A 17,592-nucleotide genomic window follows, 5' to 3' on the forward strand; every position below is an offset into this window, starting at 1 on the left:
GGAGCGTTTCAGAAATGCCGTTCGCGCCCGGCAAACAAGTCACGCAGATTGTTGCGATGGCGCCAGACGATCATCACCGTGAGCACAGTCATAGGCAGCAGGGCTGCTGGCTCGCGCCAGGCCAGCAGTGGCAGGGTGAGGGGCGTGGCGATCAGCGCGGCCAACGAGCTGGTGCGGGTGAGGTAGAAGGTCAGCAGCCAGGCGCCGATGGCAAGCAGGGCGGCCGGCAAGTACAGGGCCATGAGCATGCCAGCGGCAGTGGCCACACCCTTGCCGCCCTTGAAGCGGAAGTAGATCGGGAACAGATGGCCGACTACCGCGCAGATACCGACCCAGGCCTGCTCTTGCAGGTCCAGCCCGGCCAGGCGTGCCAGCAGCACCGGCAGCATGCCCTTGCACAGGTCGCCCAGCAGCGTCAGGATCGCCAGCTTGCGCCCGGCCAGGCGCAGCATGTTGGTGGCGCCGGCATTGCCCGAGCCGCTGGAGCGCGGGTCGGGGCTGCCGCTGAGGCGGCTCAGGACGATGGCAAAGGACAGAGAGCCGAGCAGGTAGGCAAGCAGCGCCAGTGACCAAAACATGCTAACTATTCCGGGCGAGGACGCCCTGATTCTAACGGCGCCCGTCGCCCTTGTCGTGCTGTGGAGAGAAGTGCTTGGACAGAGTGTTCATCGAAGGCCTGGAAGTCGATACCGTGATCGGCGCCTACGACTGGGAGCGGGATATTCGCCAGTGCCTGCGCCTGGACCTGAGTTTCGCTTGGGACAACCGCCCGGCCGCCGCCGGTGATGACCTGTCGTTGGCACTGGACTATGCCAGCGTTTCGGCGCGGGTCCAGGCGTTTGCCGAGCAGGCTCGCTTCGAGTTGGTCGAGACGTTCGCCGAGCGCCTGGTGGCGGTGCTGATGGCTGAGTTCAACATCCCCTGGGTGCGCCTCAAGCTCACCAAGCCGGGCGCAGTGCCGGCGGCTCGCGGCGGCGTTGGCGTGGAGATCGAGCGCGGATGTCTCTGAACACGGTTTACCTCGGCCTGGGCAGCAACATCGACCGCGAGCGGCACTTGTGTGCGGGGCTCGATGCATTGGCTGGCATGCTCAGCGGCATGCAGTGTTCGGCAGTGTTCGAGAGCCAGGCGGTGGGCATCAAGAGCGGCCCGTTCTACAACCTGGTGGTGCGCGGGCAAACCGAGTTGCCGCTGCTGGAGTTCGACCGTCGGCTCAAGTTCATCGAGGCGGAAAATGGCCGATATGCGCCGGACCGCAAGGGTTTGCCGCTGGATATCGATGTGCTGATGTACGGTGATCTGCACGGCACCTTCGATGGGTTGGTGCTGCCGCGGGCGGAAATCCTGAAGAATGCTTTCGTGCTGTGGCCGCTATCGCTGCTGGCGCCGACGCTGATGCATCCAGGCGCCGGGAAAAGCATGGCACAGCTGTGGCATGAGGCGAGCATCGAACAGGTGCTGGCGCCGGTGCCGTTCGAGTGGCGTGGGTTGCAGTTGACCCCAGCGTGAGCCTGCGCCGCCCCTTCGCGGGCATAGAGCAGGTCTTGAGTTCGGCGCGGTCAGGTGGGAGCGGCTTTAGCCGCGAAGCAAGCGACGCGGTGGATGGCACCGGCTCTGCCGGTGTTCGCGGCTAAAGCCGCTCCCACATGGATCGCGCTCACCTCGAGGTAAGCATCGTACCTGTGGGAGCTGGCTTGTCAGCGATGAGGCCAGTACTGACGACATAAGACAGTTGCTCCCACCTGACCGCGCCGAACTCAAGTCCTGCACTCTGCCTGTGGGAGCGGCGAAGAGGCCGGGCAGATTAAGCCGACTTGTAGGCTTCGAGTGACTTCAGGCGCTCGGCCTTGAGCGCTTCGCCCAGGCCCTGGCCGGTAAGCCCGGTTTCCAGCAATGGCTTCACATCCACGGCACGCGCCGCCTCTGCGGCCCCGCGCAAGTACTCGCCTTGTGGATAACCTGAGCCCAGCGTCGCCATCTCGCACGCGGCGATGAAGTCCTCGAAGCGCTGCGGCCGCCGGTACACGTCGAACTTCTGCAGCATTTCCAGGAGCCTTGCAGGCTCCAGCGCCAGGGCATGGTCCGCTCGCTCGGCAAACTCCCCCACCAGCGCCGCCAACTCCTGGCATTCGCGCGGGGCTTTGAGGCGCTGGTTGAGGGCCTTGATCGCGGCAGGCTGCAGCCCCCGCAGCAGGCACGCCCAGCGCACCGGCAGCGGCTGCTGAAGCTTGGCCGCCTGGTGCAGCGCCGGTAATGTATCAGCGCCGTGTGCAAGCTCGGGCAGCAGTTCCATCAGCCCGCCACAGCTGCGCAGCACTTCAATGAACACCTGCGGCTCGGGTTCCATCAGCGCACGCTCGATCTCTTTCCAGCTGCGCTCGGCGGTCAGCGCCTGTAGTTCGCCCGACTCGGCAATCTGGCGCATCAGCCCCAAGGTTTCTTCGGCGACCTTGAAACCCAAGGGCGCGTAGCGGGCAGCAAAACGCGCAACACGTAGTACCCGCAGGGGATCTTCGGCGAACGCCGGGGAAACGTGGCGAAGGACGCGTTCATCCAGGTCGCGTTTGCCGTGGTAGGGATCGTACAGCGTGCCCTGTTCGTCCTCGGCCATGGCATTGATGGTCAGGTCGCGACGAATCAGGTCTTCTTCGAGGGTGACATCCGGGCTGGCGTGAAAGGTGAAGCCGCCATAGCCACGGCCGCTTTTGCGCTCGGTGCGGGCCAAGGCATATTCCTCACCCGTCTTCGGGTGCAGGAATACTGGGAAATCGGCACCGACGGGGCGAAAGCCCTGGGCCTGCATCTGTTCGACCGTGGCGCCGACCACCAACCAGTCGATGTCACTGACCGGGCGGCCGAGCAAGCGGTCGCGCACGGCACCGCCAACCTTGTAGATCTGCATGTGGAACCTCCATTACTGGCGACAGGATACCTTGTCGACAGCAATGGAGGGGGTGCTGCGCTAGAGGTGGTGCACCACGGCCAGGTCCATGCGCCCGTAGTCGCCGGCCTCGCCGTGTTCGCTGCGGGGCGGCATGTGGTGGGTTTTCATCACCTGGTCGCCCTGGACGGTCTCGAGGTGGATGTCGAAGCCCCACAGGCGGTGCAGGTGCTTGAGCACTTCGTCGGTGGAGTCGCCCAGTGGTTTACGGTTGTGCTGCTGATGGCGCAGGGTCAGGGAGCGGTCGCCGCGGCGGTCGATGCTCCAGATCTGCACGTTGGGTTCACGGTTGCCCAGGTTGTACTGGGCGGCCAACTGTTCACGGATGGTGCGATAGCCATCCTCGTCATGGATCGCCGGCACCAGCAGATCGTCGCGCTGGTCGTCGTCGAGAATGCTGAACAGCTTGAGGTCGCGCATCACTTTCGGTGACAGGTACTGCAGGATGAAACTCTCGTCCTTGAAGCTGCTCATGGCGAATTTGAGGGTGGAAAGCCAGTCACTGCCGGCGATGTCCGGGAACCAACGGCGATCCTCTTCCGTCGGGTTTTCGCAGATGCGGCGGATGTCGGTGTACATGGCAAACCCCAGGGCGTAGGGGTTGATGCCGCTGTAATAGGGGCTGTCGAAGCCCGGCTGGAACACCACGCTGGTGTGCGACTGAAGGAACTCCATCATGAAGCCTTCGGTGATCAGCCCTTCGTCGTACAGGTCGTTCATCAGGGTGTAGTGCCAGAAGGTCGCCCAGCCCTCGTTCATCACCTGGGTTTGGCGCTGCGGGTAGAAATACTGCGCAATCTTGCGCACGATGCGCACCACTTCACGCTGCCAGGGTTCGAGCAGCGGCGCGTGTTTCTCGATGAAATACAGGATGTTTTCCTGAGGTTCGGCAGGGAAGCGCGCATCGTCGCGCTCGCCGCCCTTTTCGGTGCCTTTGGGGATGGTGCGCCACAGGTCGTTGATCTGCCGCTGCAGGTGTTCTTCGCGCTCCTTCTGCCGGCGGCGCTCCTCTTCGGCCGAGATCGGGTAGGGGCGTTTGTAGCGGTCGACGCCATAGTTCATCAGGGCGTGGCAGGAGTCGATCAGGTCCTCGACAGCGTCGATGCCGTGGCGCTCCTCGCACTGGGCGATGTACTGCTTGGCGAATACCAGGTAGTCGATGATGGAACTTGCGTCTGTCCAGGTACGGAACAGGTAGTTGCCCTTGAAGAAACTGTTGTGACCATAGCAGGCATGGGCGATCACCAGCGCCTGCATGCACATGGTGTTCTCTTCCATCAGGTAGGCGATGCACGGGTCGGAATTGATCACGATCTCGTAGGCCAGGCCCATCTGCCCACGGCTGTAGGATTTCTCGGTACTGAGAAATTGCTTGCCATAGGACCAGTGGTGATAACCCAACGGCATGCCCACGGACGCATAGGCGTCCATCATTTGCTCGGCGGTGATCACTTCGATCTGGTTTGGGTAGGTATCCAGCGCGTAACGCGCGGCCAGGCGACTGATCTCACGGTCGTAGGTCTGGATCAGCTCGAATGTCCATTCGGAGCCGGTGGAAATGGGTTGGCGTCTCTGCTCTCTGGCGGTCATGTGGCTAACCTGCGCTGGAAGAGTTCACGGAAGACCGGGTAGATGTCGCCGGCCGATACCAACTGTTGCTGGGCAAAGGTGTCGGGGAAACCCTCGCCGATGCGCTCGTATTCGTACCACAGCGCCTGATGCTCGCGCGGGGTGATTTCGACATAAGTGTAGTACTGCACGTGCGGCATGATCTGCTTGGACAGGATGTCGCGGCAGATCGGCGAGTCGTCGTTCCAGTTGTCACCGTCGGACGCCTGGGCGGCGTAGATGTTCCAGTCGCTGGCCGGGTAGCGCTCAGCCATGATTTCCTGCATCAGCTTGAGCGCACTGGAAACGATGGTGCCGCCGGTTTCGCGGGAGTAGAAGAATTCTTCCTCGTCGACTTCGCGGGCACTGGTGTGGTGCCGGATGAACACTACCTCGATGCGGTCATAGTTCCGCTTGAGGAACAGGTACAAGAGGATGAAAAAGCGTTTGGCGATGTCCTTGGTGGCCTGGGTCATGGAGCCGGAAACGTCCATCAGGCAGAACATCACCGCCTTGGAGCTGGGGTTGGGCTGCTTGACCAGCAGGTTGTACTTGAGGTCGAAGGTATCGAGGAACGGCAGGCGGTTGATACGTGCCTTGAGCCGCTCGATCTCGGCCTCGGTTTCCTGGATGTCGGTGAAATTGTCGGGCTCCTCGACTTTCAGCCGATCCAGCTCCTTTTGTGCTTCGCGCAACAGTGCGCGGCTGCTGCCCGTCAGGGCGATGCGCCGGGCATGGGCCGAACGCAGGGTGCGCACGATGTTGATGCGCGAGGGGTTGCCTTCGTTGGCGATCCCGGCGCGCACGGTCTTGAAGGTGTCGGCACCGGTCAGGTGGCGTTTGACCAGGTTGGGCAGCTCAAGGTCCTCGAACATGAATTCGAGAAACTCTTCCTGGGTGATCTGGAAGACGAAATCGTCCATGCCCTCGCCGGAGTTGCCGGCCTTGCCGCGCCCGCCACCCCCACCGCCGCCTTGTGGTCGAGCGATATGCTCACCTGCAGTGAACTCTTTGTTGCCGGGGTGGACGATGGTCTGCTTGCCGCCGCGACCGTGGTGCAGCACCGGTTCGTCGATGTCACGGCCCGGGATGCTGATCTGCTCGCCATGCTCCATGTCCATGATGGAGCGGCGGCTAACGGCCTCTTCGACGGCTTTCTTGATGTGCTCACGGTAGCGCCGCAAAAAACGCTGGCGGTTGACCGTGCTCTTGTTCTTGCCGTTTAGGCGTCGGTCGATTACGTAGCTCATGATCCCTCCGGTGACTGGATGCAGCTACCACTCTCAAGCTGCAAGTTGGAGCAGCCACCGCTGCTGAAAGCCGTAGCGCCAGAGCTCGCCCTGGCGCTGCGCGGCTTGCAGCTTGCGGCTTGTCGCTTGCCGCTTTATTGCGATTTGCGGACCCGCAGGTACCATTCCGACAGCAGGCGCACCTGTTTGTCGGTGTAGCCACGCTCGACCATCCGGGTGACGAAGTCGTTGTGCTTCTGTTGATCCTCCTTGCTGGCCTTGGCATTGAAGCTGATGACCGGCAGCAGGTCCTCGGTGTTGGAGAACATTTTCTTCTCGATGACCACCCGCAGCTTCTCGTAGCTGAGCCAGCTGGGGTTCTTGCCATTGTTGTTGGCCCGGGCGCGCAGCACGAAGTTGACGATTTCGTTGCGGAAGTCCTTCGGATTGCTGATGCCGGCCGGTTTCTCGATCTTCTCCAGCTCTTCGTTGAGGGCGATGCGGTTGAGGATCTCGCCGGTTTCCGGGTCGCGGTACTCCTGGTCCTGAATCCAGAAATCGGCATACAGCACGTAGCGGTCGAAGATGTTCTGGCCGTACTCGCTGTAGGACTCGAGGTAGGCGGTCTGGATTTCCTTGCCGATGAACTCGATGTAGCGCGGCGCCAGGTATTCCTTGAGGTAGCGCAGGTAGCGTTCGCGCACTTCGGCCGGGAATTGCTCCTGCTCGATCTGCTGCTCCAGCACATACAGCAGGTGCACCGGGTTGGCCGCGATTTCGTGCGGGTCGAAGTTGAACACCTTGGACAGGATCTTGAAGGCGAAGCGGGTCGACAGGCCGTTCATGCCCTCGTCGACGCCTGCCGAGTCGCGGTACTCCTGGATCGATTTGGCCTTGGGGTCGGTGTCCTTGAGATTCTCACCGTCATAGACCCGCATCTTCGAATAGATGTTGGAGTTTTCCGGCTCCTTGAGCCGCGAAAGTACGGTGAACTGGGCCAGCATCTTGAGGGTGTCGGGCGCGCAGTGAGCCTTGGCCAGCGAGCTGTTGACCAACAGCTTGTCGTAGATCTTGATCTCGTCGCTGACCCGCAGGCAGTAGGGCACCTTGACGATGTAGATACGGTCGATGAAGGCTTCGTTGTTCTTGTTGTTGCGGAAGGTGTGCCACTCCGATTCGTTGGAGTGGGCCAGCAGGATACCGGTATAGGGGATGGCCCCGAGGCCTTCGGTGCTGTTGTAGTTGCCTTCCTGGGTGGCGGTGAGCAAGGGGTGCAGGACCTTGATCGGCGCCTTGAACATCTCGACGAATTCCATCAGGCCCTGGTTGGCCCGGCACAGCGCGCCCGAATAGCTGTAGGCGTCGGCGTCGTTCTGCGGGAATTCTTCGAGCTTGCGGATATCCACCTTGCCGACCAGAGCAGAGATGTCCTGGTTGTTCTCGTCACCGGGTTCGGTCTTGGCGATGGCGATCTGGTTGAGGATCGAAGGATAGAGCTTGACCACCTTGAACTTGCTGATATCACCGCCGAACTCCTGCAGGCGTTTGGTGGCCCAGGGCGACATGATGGTGTTCAGGTAGCGGCGGTTGATGCCGTACTCTTCTTCGAGAATCGCGCCATCTTCGGTGGCGTTGAACAACCCCAGCGGTGACTCGAATACCGGCGAGCCCTTGATGGCATAGAAAGGTACTTTTTCCATCAGCTGCTTGAGTTTCTCGGCCAGCGACGATTTACCGCCGCCCACCGGGCCCAGCAGGTAGAGGATCTGCTTCTTCTCTTCCAGGCCTTGGGCGGCATGGCGGAAGTAGGAGACGATCTGGTCGATGCATTCTTCCATCCCGTGGAAGTCGGCAAAGGCCGGATAGCGGCGGATCACCTTGTTGGAGAAGATCCGCGACAGCCTGGAGTTGCTTGAGGTGTCGATCAGCTCTGGGTCGCCGATGGCCAGCAACAGCCGCTCGGCCGCCGAGGCATAGGCGCTGCGATCCTCTTTGCACAGCTCGAGGTACTCCTGCAGCGTGAGTTCTTCCTGGCGGGTGGACTCGAAACGTTGTTGGAAGTGGCTAAAAATGCTCATGACGTCACCTCGCTCGATACGTGGAGACGACGCCGGATCAGTCAGCCGATGCTGGCATGCAACCGGTTTTTGCCGGTTGCTGTATACCCCCCAGAACACCCTGAAACGCTACCGATGACCCGCACGCCGGTGTACCGGCTCTCCCCTTTTTTGGATGGCCTGGGCTTAAGGATAGTTGGTTATACGAGAGGTCAAGGGCGGGGGGCGAAGAAGACATCTGCGACCGTTCGTCAGGTCGGTCGCGAGCCCGCACGGAACGCGGGCTGCAGGAAAAATGAAAAAAATTATTCAGCGCTGCCCTGGGCGGTTTCGCCCGGGTAGGTGCTGCGCCACAGCTCGAAGCCTCCGTCGATGCTGTAGACGTTGGAGAAGCCCTGGCCGACGAGATAGGCGGCGGCGCTCTGGCTGGAGTTGCCGTGGTAGCAGACTACCAGTGTAGGCGCGTCGAGGTCGGCGTTGCGGATGAAGTCGGCAACCGAGTGGTTATCCAGATGAGTGGCGCCGCGGATGTGGCCGGCGGCATAGGCTTGCGGGTCGCGAATGTCGACCACGACCGCGCCTTGTTTACGCAGGGCGTGGGCCTGCTCGGGGGGGATGCGCTTGAATTCGCTCATGGGGGCGGTTCCTTCAGGGCTGATCGGTAGGGGCGGCCGGTGCTGCCGGCAGGCGAGGGGTGCCCTCGCGGGTGCAGTCGCAGCGGTGGTACTCGCCGCTGTCGACGTTGTACAGGGTCATGGCGCCACCCCAGACGCAGCCGGTGTCCAGGGCGATGACACCCCGCGCATCGACGCGGCCTTCAAGGGCGGCCCAGTGGCCGAAGATGATCTTCACATGGCGCGCACGACGGTCGGGGTGGTCGAACCATGGCTTGTAGCCTTTTGGCGCGCTGTCTGCGCCTTCCTTGGTCTTGAGGTCGAGCTTGCCGGCGGCGGTGCAGAAGCGCATGCGGGTGAAGTAGTTGGTGATCACCCGCAGGCGCTCGACGCCGGTGAGATCCTTGCTCCACTTGTTCGGCTCGTTGCCGTACATGCCGTCCAGGTAGAGCTTCAGGCGATTGTCGTCGCGCAGCACTTCCTCGACTTCGGCAGCCAGCTCCAGCGCTCTGCCCAGGGTCCATTGCGGCGGGATCCCGGCATGAACCATGGCGATGCCACGGGGCTCGTCGTAGTGCAGCAGCTTCTGCTGGCGCAGCCAGTCGAACAGCTGGTCGGCGTCCGGCGCTTCGATGATTTCGCGCAGGGTGTCGCTCTTCTTCAGGCGCTCGACGTTATGCCAGGCGGCCAGCAGGTGCAGGTCGTGGTTACCCAGCACACACACCAGGACGTGGCGGATGGAGTACAGGTAGCGCAGCGTTTCGAGCGACTCGGGGCCGCGGTTGACCAGGTCACCCACCAGCCACAGGCGATCGACGGCAGGGTCGAAGCGTACACGTTCGAGAAGGCACTTGAGCGGCTGCAGGCAGCCTTGCAGGTCACCGACCGCGTAAGTGGCCATCAGTGCAGGGCCCCGGGAACGGCTAGGCGGAAGGGTGCGATCTCGGCATCGAAGCGTTTACCGTCTTCGGCGAACATCTGATAGCTGCCCTGCATGGTGCCAACGCGGGTGGTGATGACCGCCCCGCTGCTGTAGGTGTGGCTCTGGCCTGGGTCGATCAGCGGTTGTTGGCCGATCACGCCGGCGCCGCGCACTTCCTCGACTTCGCCATCGCCATTGGTGATCAGCCAGTGACGTGACATCAGCTTGGCCTTGACCGTGCCGTTGTTCTGCACGGTGATGGTGTAGGCGAAAGCGAAGCGACTGTTTTCGGGGTCGGATTGTTCTTTGAGGTAGCGGGTCACGACGCTGACGTCGATCTGGTAGCGGGGGTCGGACATGCAAGGGCCTTGGGCGAACTGACGCAATAATGCAGTCTAGGCCATTGGCGGGGGGGAGGGCCAGTCATGGCTGATCGCGGGGCAGGCCCGCTCCCACGGGAGCGAGCCTGTGTTGCGACGTGGGGTCAGCCTTGCTGCTCGGCCAGCTTGTCGGCCAGGCGCACGAACGCTGCCAGGTCCAGTTGCTCGGGGCGCAGGCTGCCATCGACGCCTGCAGCCTCGATGGCCTGGCTGTCGAGCAGGCCCTTGAGAGTGTTGCGCAGGGTCTTGCGGCGCTGGTTGAACGCTTCGCGCACGACACGCTCCAGCAGCAGAGGGTCCTTGGCCGGGTAAGGCAGCACTTCATGGGGCACCAGGCGCACGATGGCCGAATCGACCTTCGGTGGTGGGTTGAAGGCGCCGGGGCCTACGTTGAACAGGTGTTCCACGCGGCAGTGGTACTGCACCATGATCGACAACCGCCCCCAGTCACCACCGCCAGGCCCTGCGGCCATGCGCTCGACCACTTCCTTCTGCAGCATGAAATGCATGTCGCGGATCAGGTTGGCGTGTGCCAGCAGGTGGAAGATCAGCGGCGTGGAGATGTTGTAGGGCAGGTTGCCCACGACCTTCAGGCTGCGTTGCGGTACGCCCAACTGATTGAAGTCGAACTTCAGGGCGTCGCCCTGGTGCAGGCGGAAATTGTCACGCCCGGCGAACTTGTGTTGCAGGATCGGCACCAGGTCCTTGTCCAGCTCCACCACGTCCAGTTGTGCGCCGCTGTTCAGCAGGCCCTCGGTGAGGGCGCCCTGGCCAGGGCCGATTTCCAGCAGGTTTTCGCCGGCCTTGGCGTGGATCGCCCGCAGGATGCGGTCGATGATTCCGGCGTCATGCAGGAAGTTCTGGCCGAAGCGCTTGCGCGCCCGGTGTTGGTAATGCTCGGTCATGGTCGGTTCTCGGCCATCTGGTAGGCGGTTTCCAGGGCGACGCGCAGGCTGCCGGTGTCGATCTTGCCTGTGCCGGCCAGGTCCAGGGCGGTGCCGTGGTCGACCGAAGTACGGATGATCGGCAGGCCCAGCGTCACGTTGACCGCGGCGCCGAAGCCCTTGTACTTGAGTACGGGCAGGCCTTGGTCGTGGTACATCGCCAGCACTGCGTCGCAGTGCTCCAGATATTTGGGGGTAAACAGGGTATCGGCCGGTAATGGTCCGCGCAGGTCCATGCCTTCGGTACGCAGGCGCTCCAGTACGGGCTCGATGATGTCGATTTCTTCGCGGCCAAGGTGGCCGCCTTCGCCGGCATGCGGGTTGAGCCCGCAGACCAGGATGCGTGGTTTGCCGATGCCGAACTTGTCACGCATGTCCGCATGCAGGATGCGGGTCACGCGCTCCAGGCGCTCGGCGGTGATGGCGTCGGCAATGTCGCGCAGCGGCAGGTGCGTGGTCACCAGGGCCACGCGCAGGCCATGGGTGGCCAGCATCATGACCACCTGTGCGGTGTGGGTGAGCTCGGCAAGGAACTCGGTATGCCCGGAGAAGGCGATACCGCTCTCGTTGATCACGCCTTTGTGCACCGGGGCGGTGATCATCCCGGCAAAGTGCCCGTCAAGGCAGCCTTGCCCGGCGCGTGTCAGCGTTTCCAGCACGAATGCGGCGTTGGCCTGGTTCAGTTGCCCGGCGGCCACGGGTGCGGCCAAGGGCGTATCCCAGACGTACAAGCTGCCGGCAGGGGCAGGGTGTTCGGGCAGGTTGTCTGGAGTGACGGCCAGCAGGCTGACGGCCAGGCCCAGCTGCGTGGCCCGCTCGGCGAGCAGGTCACGGCTGGTGATGGCGATCAGGGGATGGGGCTGGGCCTCGGCGGCGAGCAGCAGGCACAGGTCGGGGCCTATGCCGGCTGGTTCGCCGGGTGTAACGGCAAAGCGCAGGGGCTTCACTGGGTGGCCTGGTCAGCGCCAGGCAGCTTGACTTCAACGTAGGCCTCGTCGCGGATCTGGCGCAGCCAGGTCTGCAGCTCTTCGTCGTACTTGCGGTTGCGCAGGACGCTCATGGCCTGCTGCTCACGGGCTTTTTCAGTGCTGTCGGTGGCGCGGCGGCCCAGCACTTCAAGCACGTGCCAGCCGTACTGGGTGCGGAACGGCTTGGTCACCACGCCTTGTTTGGCGTCGGCCATCTGCTCGCGGAATTCCGGGACCAGGCTGTCCGGGTCGACCCAGTTCAGGTCGCCACCGTGGAGTGCAGAGCCTGGGTCTTCCGAGAAGCTCTTGGCCAGGGTGGCAAAGTCTTCGCCGCTGTTGATCCGGTCGTACAGTTTTTCAGCGAGCTCCTTGGTGGCGGCTTCGCTGCGGATCTCGCTTGGCTTGATCAGGATGTGGCGTACATGCACTTCGTCACGCAGCACGCTCTCGCTGCCACCACGTTTCTCCTCGAGCTTGAGGATGATGAAGCCGTTGGGGATGCGAATAGGCTGGGTGACGTCGCCGGCGCTCATGCTGCTGAGCATCTTGGCGAAGTCCGGTGGCAGTTGGCCGGCTTTACGCCAGCCCATCTCGCCGCCTTCCAGGGCGTTCTCGCTGGCCGAGCGTGCGATGGCCAGTTGGCCGAAGTCAGCGCCTTGCTTGAGCTGCTGGTAGACGCCGCCCGCTTGGCGAGCTGCCGCCTGGATGGCTTCCGAGTTGGCGCCTTCCGGGGTCGGGATGAGGATGTTGGCCAGGCGGTATTCTTCCGACATCTGCATCTTGCCGAGGTCGGAATTGAGGAAGTTCTTCACTTCCTGCTCGGACACCTGGATGCGTTCGGCGACACGACGCTGACGCACGCGGCTGATGATCATCTCGCGCTTGATCTGTTCGCGGGCGTCGTCGAACGACAGGCCATCATGGGCCAGGGCAGCACGGAACTGCTCCAGCGACATGCCATTGCGCTGGGCAATCGTGCCGACGGCCTGGTTCAGCTCTTCATCGGTGATGCGGATGCCCGAGCGCTCGCCGATCTGCAGTTGCAGGTTCTCGACGATCAGGCGCTCCAGCACCTGCTGCTCCAGCGCGCCGGCCGGCGGCACGCCGCCACCGCGCTTGGCGATGGTCTGCTGGACTTCACGCACGCGCTGGTCCAGTTGGCTCTGCATGACCACGTCGTTGTCGACGATGGCCACCACGCGGTCCAGGGACTGCGGGGCGGCATGCGCCGCGCCACTGAGTAAAACGGCGCCCAGCATCAGCGGGCGCAGACGATCAATAAGCTTGGTCTTCACGTTCACGATAACCTTGAATGCCTTTGTCCAGGAACGACTCAACCTTGTTGCCCACTACACCGCCGAGGCCCTTGAGCACGACTTGCAGGAAGATACCGTGGTCGCCCTTCTCGTTGTCCGGGACCGCCTGGCTGAAGTCGTCGTAGTCCATCCAGTAGCGGTTGATCAGGCGCAGCTTCCAGCAGCAGTTGTCGTACTCGAAACCACCCATGGCTTCCAGGGTGCGGTTGCGGTTGTAGTCGTGCTGCCAGCGCGCGATCACGCTCCACTGCGGAACGATCGGCCAGATGACCGAGAAGTCGTGCTGCTGGATCTTGTAGTAATCCTTGATGTAGCCCGGTTCGCCTGGAGTGCCGTAGTCACCGCCGCCAACTTTCCACAAGCCGGTCAGCGAGTCATAGGTGATCAGGTCGTTGCGGTAGCGGTAGCCGAGGTTGACGATCTTGTTCGGATTGTCTTCAGGCTGGTAGTGGAACATCGCGCTACCCGAGCGGGTGCTGCGGCTGTCCGGGTCCCAGTTGAAGTCCGAGTTGAAGCGCCAGTCGCGATTGAAGGCGTACTCGTATTCCAGAGCGTACGGTGACACGTCCGACAGGCTGTCCTTGCGGGTGCTGTAGTCGATGCCTGGCAACTGGACCTTGCGGTCCTTGAAGTAGAACGCCTGGCCGATGCTGAAGCGCTGACGCTGGAAGCCGTTGTCCTCGATCCAGCGGTTGGTCACACCCAGCGACAGCTTGTTTTCGTCGCCGATGCGATCGGTGCCGCTGAAGCGGTTGTCGCGGAACAGCGAAGCGTAGTCGAAAAGGCGCTCGCTCGTATCGAAGATCGGAATGTCCTTCTGGTCCTTGTACGGGACGTAGAGGTAGAACAGTCGCGGCTCGAGGGTCTGGCGGTAATTGGTGCCGAACATCTGGGTGTTGCGGTCGAAGTACAGGCCGCTGTCGACGCTGAAGATCGGGATATCACGGTTCAGCGTGCTGTTGTAGCTGCCATAGCCCGGAAGGCCCGACTGCGTGATCGCCTGGGCCTGGCCCTGGCTGTCCAGGTCGAGGTCATAGCGGGTGACGGCGTACTTGAGTTTCGGCTTGATGTAGCCGTAGCTCGCTTCCATCGGCAGGCTGATGGCCGGTGCCGCGTGCAGGCGGGTACCGTTGGCACGGGCGATGCCGGTGACGCTCTCGTCAAGGCGGCGGCCGCCGAGGACATTGCCGTCAGCATCGGTCACGAGGCCGAGCGACTTGTCAGGCAGGCCATCCTTGTCGAACACCAGATCGTTCTTCAGGTCACGTTCGAAGCGAACGGCCTCGGCTTCGTAGCTGAGATCGAGCCCTTCAGGGTGATACGGCAGCAAGCCGGTGATCGAGAGCTGTGGAAGCTTGTCGTAAGGGGTGATCTGCGAAATGGTCGCCATTTCGTAGGCATGCACATTCAACCGGGCGGTGTAGTCGTCGCCACGGTAGTTGAGCGTGCCGCGCTGGTTGACGTAGTCCCGGCTCTCGACACCGATCTGGTCCGATTCCAGGTCCTGGAAGTAGAACGGGTCGCTGATGTCGGTGTAGTCCACCTCGCCCATCAGGCGATCATCCAGGCCGCCCTTGTGCTGCCAGTTGATCATCCAGCGTTCTTTCTTGTAGTCCGTCTGCAGCTTGCGGTCGTCGTCCTGATCGCTCAGGTAGGCGCCACCGAACTGACCTTCGCTGGATTTGGTCAGGTAGCGGAACTCGCCTTCCATGAGCATGCCGCGCTTGGCCATGTAGCGCGGGTACAACGTGGCGTCGTAGTTCGGCGCCAGGTTGAAGTAGTACGGGGTGACCAGCATGAAGCCGGTATCGCTGCTGCTGCTGAACGATGGCGGCAGGAAGCCGGACTGCCGACGATCATCGATCGGGAAGTAGATGTACGGCGTATAGAAGACCGGGAAATCCTTGACCCGCAGCGTGACGTTGGTGGCAGTACCAAAGCCGGTGGCCGGGTTGAGGGTGATGTTGTTGCCCTTGAGCTGCCATGCGTTGCTGCCCGGCTCACAGGTGGTATAGGTACCGTCCTTGAGGCGGATGATCGCGTTTTCCGCGCGCTTGGCGTACAGCGCATTACCGCGGATGTGCGATTTGTGCATCACGTATTCGGCGTTGTCGACCCGGGCTTCGCCGGTGTCGAGCTGAATCTGTGCCTCATCGCCGACTACCAGCGAGCCGTTGTCACGGATCTTGACGTTGCCCTTGAGCTCGCCACGGTTCTCGGCCTGGTACAGGTTGGCTTCGTCCGCTTCGGCCTGCATGCTGCCCTGGCGCATGACCACGTCACCGGCGAGGGTGGCGATCTGCTGCTCCTGCTGGTACTTGGAAACCTTGGCGTTGATGTAGGTCGGGGCTTCGTCCTTGGGCGTGGTGTCATCCATGCCCGGACGGATTGGCTCGATATAGGCGCCACCGCAGTACGGGCCGGTCTCGGCCAGTTGCGCGGCAGTTAGCTTCTCGCGGGGTACCCAGTCGAGGTGGCTGTAGTCTTCGCTGCGCGATTTCAGGGCGCGGCCTTTGCTCTCGGTAACCAGTACCGGCTTGTCGGCCTGTTCCTGGGCTACTTGCTCCGGTGTTTCATCACCGGAACTGGCGGCAGCGGCACCCGGATGAACCGGGCGAGGCGGCAGGTTACTGGCAGCCTTGGGCTTGCAGTCCCAGCCGCCGGAAGCGGACACTTGGCAGTCGAACTGCTCGGCTGCTAACGCATGCGGCATGGCCATAGGTTGCAGGGCCAGCAGACCGCCAGTGACCAGCAATGGAAACTTTCTACGAAACGCGGGGGATTTCAATGCCATCTTATTAGTCCGGGCTTCCTGCGTGCCATCTGCCCGCGTGTGGGGGCCGCACGCCTCTCGATGGTCTGAAAAAGATGCTGGATAATAAAGCATGACCCGCTTGACGGCTAGCGCCGTCGGAGACCCTTGTAATGCCCGACCAAGATGTACGTCTGCAACAACTGACTGCCTGGCTCGCCGAGCAGCTCGAGATTCTATTTCGCACCAACGGCTGGGGTGACGTGCCCGCCGGCAGCCTGACCGCCGCCAGCAGCGATGCGAGTTTCCGCCGCTACTTCCGCTGGGAGGGCGCCGGCCACAGCTTCGTGGTCATGGATGCGCCACCACCCCAGGAAAACTGCCGCCCGTTCGTTGCCATCGACCACCTGCTGGCCAGTGCGGGCGTGCATGTGCCGCAGATCCATGCCCAGGACCTTGAGCGCGGCTTCCTGCTTTTGGGCGATATGGGGCGCCAGACTTACCTGGACGTCATCGATGCCGACAACGCCGATGCCTTGTTCAAGGACGCCATCGAAGCCTTGCTGGCGTTCCAGCGCCTGCCGATGGACGCCCCGTTGCCTAGCTACGACGATGCGCTGCTGCGCCGCGAAGTCGAGCTGTTCCCGGAGTGGTACGTTGGCCGCGAGCTGGGCGCGAAGCTGACCGAGGCCCAGCAGGCCAGCTGGCAGCGGGTCAGCCAGCTGTTGATCGACAGCGCCCTGGCGCAACCTAAAGTACTGGTGCACCGCGACTACATGCCGCGCAACCTGATGCAAAGCACGCCGAACCCCGGCGTGCTGGATTTCCAGGACGCGGTCTACGGCCCGGTCACCTACGACATCACCTGCCTGTTCAAGGACGCTTTCCTCAGTTGGCCCCAGGGCCGCGTCGAGGGGTGGCTCAGCGATTACTGGCAAAAGGCCCAGGCTGCCGGTATTCCAGTACAGCCGGCATTCGAGGACTTCCACCGCGCCAGCGACCTGATGGGGGTGCAGCGCCACCTCAAGGTGATCGGTATTTTCGCCCGCATCTGCCACCGTGACGGCAAACCGCGCTACCTCACTGACGTACCGCGTTTCTTCGCCTATATAGATGAAGTGATTGGTCGTCGTCCGGAGTTGGCCGAGCTGGGCGCGCTGATCAGCGAACTCAAGGCCGGGGCCCATTCATGAAGGCAATGATCCTCGCGGCGGGCAAGGGCGAGCGCATGCGCCCACTGACCCTGCACACCCCCAAGCCGCTGGTGCCGGCCGCCGGCAAGCCATTGATCGAATACCACCTGGAAGCGCTGGCCCGAGCCGGCTTCACCGAAGTGGTCATCAACCATGCCTGGCTCGGCCAGCAGATCGAGGATCACCTGGGCGATGGCAGCCGCTTCGGCCTGCGCCTGCGCTACTCGCCGGAAGGCGAACCGCTGGAGACCGGCGGCGGCATCTTCAAGGCGCTGCCGCTGCTGGGTGACGCGCCGTTCGTGCTGGTCAACGGCGATATCTGGACCGACTACGACTTCAGCGCGTTGCAGGCGCCGTTGCAGGGGCTCGCGCACCTGGTGCTGGTAGACAACCCCGGGCACCACGGGCGAGGCGACTTCCGTCTGCTGGGCGAGCTGGTAACTGATGGCGATGACGCGCCCGGGACCCTGACTTTCAGCGGTATCTCGGTGCTCGACCCGGCGCTGTTCGACGCTTGCCAACCCGGCGCCTTCAAGCTCGCACCGCTGTTGCGCAAGGCCATGGCTGCGGGCCAGGTGAGTGGCGAGCACTACCGGGGGCACTGGGTTGATGTCGGCACTGTCGAACGCCTGGCCGATGTCGAACGCCTGATTGGCGAGCGCGCCTGA

16 protein-coding genes are annotated in these 17,592 nt (G+C 62.7%); 4 read left to right on the forward strand and 12 right to left on the reverse strand.

The annotated features are described in order from the left end of the window. Nucleotides 1–8: 8 nt before the first annotated feature. Complete coding sequence (gene plsY / locus EJA05_RS02180; protein WP_125462340.1) at nucleotides 9–578, reverse strand: glycerol-3-phosphate 1-O-acyltransferase PlsY; 570 nt, start codon at nucleotides 576–578, stop codon at nucleotides 9–11. Nucleotides 579–652: 74 nt separating this feature from the next. Between plsY and folB the strand changes: the two genes are divergently transcribed. Both folB and folK read left to right on the forward strand, forming a co-directional pair. Next, on the forward strand, nucleotides 653–1,009 hold the full coding sequence (gene folB, locus EJA05_RS02185) for a dihydroneopterin aldolase (RefSeq protein ID WP_110994292.1): 357 nt from the start codon (nucleotides 653–655) through the stop codon (nucleotides 1,007–1,009). Continuing rightward, the gene (gene folK / locus EJA05_RS02190; protein WP_125462341.1) at nucleotides 1,000–1,509 is read left to right on the forward strand and encodes a 2-amino-4-hydroxy-6-hydroxymethyldihydropteridine diphosphokinase; all 510 of its coding nucleotides are present in this window, start codon (nucleotides 1,000–1,002) and stop codon (nucleotides 1,507–1,509) included. The genes folB and folK overlap by 10 nt, the downstream gene beginning before the upstream one ends. Before the next feature lie 295 nt (nucleotides 1,510–1,804). Here the strand turns inward: folK and EJA05_RS02195 are convergent, their stop codons facing one another. The 11 genes from EJA05_RS02195 to EJA05_RS02245 form a co-directional block, all read right to left on the reverse strand. Continuing rightward, entirely contained in the window at nucleotides 1,805–2,902 is a 1,098-nt protein-coding gene (locus EJA05_RS02195; RefSeq protein ID WP_125857210.1) for a multifunctional CCA addition/repair protein, read from the reverse strand. Between the two features lie 60 nt (nucleotides 2,903–2,962). Beyond that, a complete protein-coding gene (locus tag EJA05_RS02200) occupies nucleotides 2,963–4,531 on the reverse strand; it encodes a SpoVR family protein (RefSeq protein ID WP_110994289.1) in 1,569 nt (522 codons plus the stop codon). Continuing rightward, nucleotides 4,528–5,799 (reverse strand): YeaH/YhbH family protein, encoded by a 1,272-nt coding sequence (locus tag EJA05_RS02205; RefSeq protein WP_125462344.1) that lies wholly within the window; start codon nucleotides 5,797–5,799, stop codon nucleotides 4,528–4,530. The genes EJA05_RS02200 and EJA05_RS02205 overlap by 4 nt, the downstream gene beginning before the upstream one ends. Nucleotides 5,800–5,933: 134 nt before the next feature. Continuing rightward, nucleotides 5,934–7,856 (reverse strand): PrkA family serine protein kinase, encoded by a 1,923-nt coding sequence (locus EJA05_RS02210; protein ID WP_125462345.1) that lies wholly within the window; start codon nucleotides 7,854–7,856, stop codon nucleotides 5,934–5,936. A 284-nt stretch (nucleotides 7,857–8,140) separates the two neighbouring features. Then, nucleotides 8,141–8,470, reverse strand: coding sequence for a thiosulfate sulfurtransferase GlpE (gene glpE / locus EJA05_RS02215; RefSeq protein ID WP_125857211.1), 330 nt, complete (start codon nucleotides 8,468–8,470; stop codon nucleotides 8,141–8,143). A 13-nt stretch (nucleotides 8,471–8,483) separates the two neighbouring features. Further along, nucleotides 8,484–9,350 carry a symmetrical bis(5'-nucleosyl)-tetraphosphatase gene (locus EJA05_RS02220; RefSeq protein WP_125857212.1) on the reverse strand — a complete coding sequence of 289 codons (867 nt, stop codon included), beginning with the start codon at nucleotides 9,348–9,350 and terminating at the stop codon, nucleotides 8,484–8,486. Next, on the reverse strand, nucleotides 9,350–9,730 hold the full coding sequence (apaG, locus tag EJA05_RS02225) for a Co2+/Mg2+ efflux protein ApaG (protein ID WP_125462348.1): 381 nt from the start codon (nucleotides 9,728–9,730) through the stop codon (nucleotides 9,350–9,352). Before apaG ends, EJA05_RS02220 begins: the two co-directional genes overlap by 1 nt. Nucleotides 9,731–9,855: 125 nt before the next feature. Further along, on the reverse strand, nucleotides 9,856–10,656 hold the full coding sequence (gene rsmA / locus EJA05_RS02230) for a 16S rRNA (adenine(1518)-N(6)/adenine(1519)-N(6))-dimethyltransferase RsmA (RefSeq protein WP_125462349.1): 801 nt from the start codon (nucleotides 10,654–10,656) through the stop codon (nucleotides 9,856–9,858). After that, a complete protein-coding gene (gene pdxA, locus EJA05_RS02235; protein WP_125857213.1) occupies nucleotides 10,653–11,642 on the reverse strand; it encodes a 4-hydroxythreonine-4-phosphate dehydrogenase PdxA in 990 nt (329 codons plus the stop codon). Before pdxA ends, rsmA begins: the two co-directional genes overlap by 4 nt. Continuing rightward, nucleotides 11,639–12,958, reverse strand: a complete 1,320-nt coding sequence (surA, locus tag EJA05_RS02240) for a peptidylprolyl isomerase SurA (protein ID WP_125462351.1) — start codon at nucleotides 12,956–12,958, stop codon at nucleotides 11,639–11,641. The genes pdxA and surA overlap by 4 nt, the downstream gene beginning before the upstream one ends. Continuing rightward, nucleotides 12,939–15,773 (reverse strand): LPS-assembly protein LptD, encoded by a 2,835-nt coding sequence (locus EJA05_RS02245; RefSeq protein ID WP_125857214.1) that lies wholly within the window; start codon nucleotides 15,771–15,773, stop codon nucleotides 12,939–12,941. Before EJA05_RS02245 ends, surA begins: the two co-directional genes overlap by 20 nt. A 131-nt stretch (nucleotides 15,774–15,904) precedes the next feature. Between EJA05_RS02245 and EJA05_RS02250 the strand changes: the two genes are divergently transcribed. Continuing rightward, nucleotides 15,905–16,924, forward strand: coding sequence for an aminoglycoside phosphotransferase family protein (locus EJA05_RS02250; RefSeq protein ID WP_125857215.1), 1,020 nt, complete (start codon nucleotides 15,905–15,907; stop codon nucleotides 16,922–16,924). After that, nucleotides 16,921–17,592, forward strand: coding sequence for an N-acetylmuramate alpha-1-phosphate uridylyltransferase MurU (gene murU / locus EJA05_RS02255; RefSeq protein ID WP_125857216.1), 672 nt, complete (start codon nucleotides 16,921–16,923; stop codon nucleotides 17,590–17,592). Before EJA05_RS02250 ends, murU begins: the two co-directional genes overlap by 4 nt.

The sequence above is a fragment of the Pseudomonas oryziphila genome, from assembly GCF_003940825.1.
In the GTDB taxonomy this organism is placed as follows: Bacteria; Pseudomonadota; Gammaproteobacteria; order Pseudomonadales; family Pseudomonadaceae; genus Aquipseudomonas; species Aquipseudomonas sichuanensis.

Bases quoted from the DNA above. Each gene is read 5' to 3' on its own strand.
- rsmA (WP_125462349.1), bottom strand. From the start codon at position 10,656: ATGACCGAGCATTACCAACACCGGGCGCGCAAGCGCTTCGGCCAGAAC.
- glpE (WP_125857211.1), bottom strand. From the start codon at position 8,470: ATGAGCGAATTCAAGCGCATCCCCCCCGAGCAGGCCCACGCCCTGCGT.
- EJA05_RS02210 (WP_125462345.1), bottom strand. From the start codon at position 7,856: ATGAGCATTTTTAGCCACTTCCAACAACGTTTCGAGTCCACCCGCCAG.
- EJA05_RS02195 (WP_125857210.1), bottom strand. From the start codon at position 2,902: ATGCAGATCTACAAGGTTGGCGGTGCCGTGCGCGACCGCTTGCTCGGC.
- murU (WP_125857216.1), top strand. From the start codon at position 16,921: ATGAAGGCAATGATCCTCGCGGCGGGCAAGGGCGAGCGCATGCGCCCA.
- EJA05_RS02220 (WP_125857212.1), bottom strand. From the start codon at position 9,350: ATGGCCACTTACGCGGTCGGTGACCTGCAAGGCTGCCTGCAGCCGCTC.
- EJA05_RS02200 (WP_110994289.1), bottom strand. From the start codon at position 4,531: ATGACCGCCAGAGAGCAGAGACGCCAACCCATTTCCACCGGCTCCGAA.
- EJA05_RS02245 (WP_125857214.1), bottom strand. From the start codon at position 15,773: ATGGCATTGAAATCCCCCGCGTTTCGTAGAAAGTTTCCATTGCTGGTC.
- EJA05_RS02250 (WP_125857215.1), top strand. From the start codon at position 15,905: ATGCCCGACCAAGATGTACGTCTGCAACAACTGACTGCCTGGCTCGCC.
- plsY (WP_125462340.1), bottom strand. From the start codon at position 578: ATGTTTTGGTCACTGGCGCTGCTTGCCTACCTGCTCGGCTCTCTGTCC.
- EJA05_RS02205 (WP_125462344.1), bottom strand. From the start codon at position 5,799: ATGAGCTACGTAATCGACCGACGCCTAAACGGCAAGAACAAGAGCACG.
- folK (WP_125462341.1), top strand. From the start codon at position 1,000: ATGTCTCTGAACACGGTTTACCTCGGCCTGGGCAGCAACATCGACCGC.
- apaG (WP_125462348.1), bottom strand. From the start codon at position 9,730: ATGTCCGACCCCCGCTACCAGATCGACGTCAGCGTCGTGACCCGCTAC.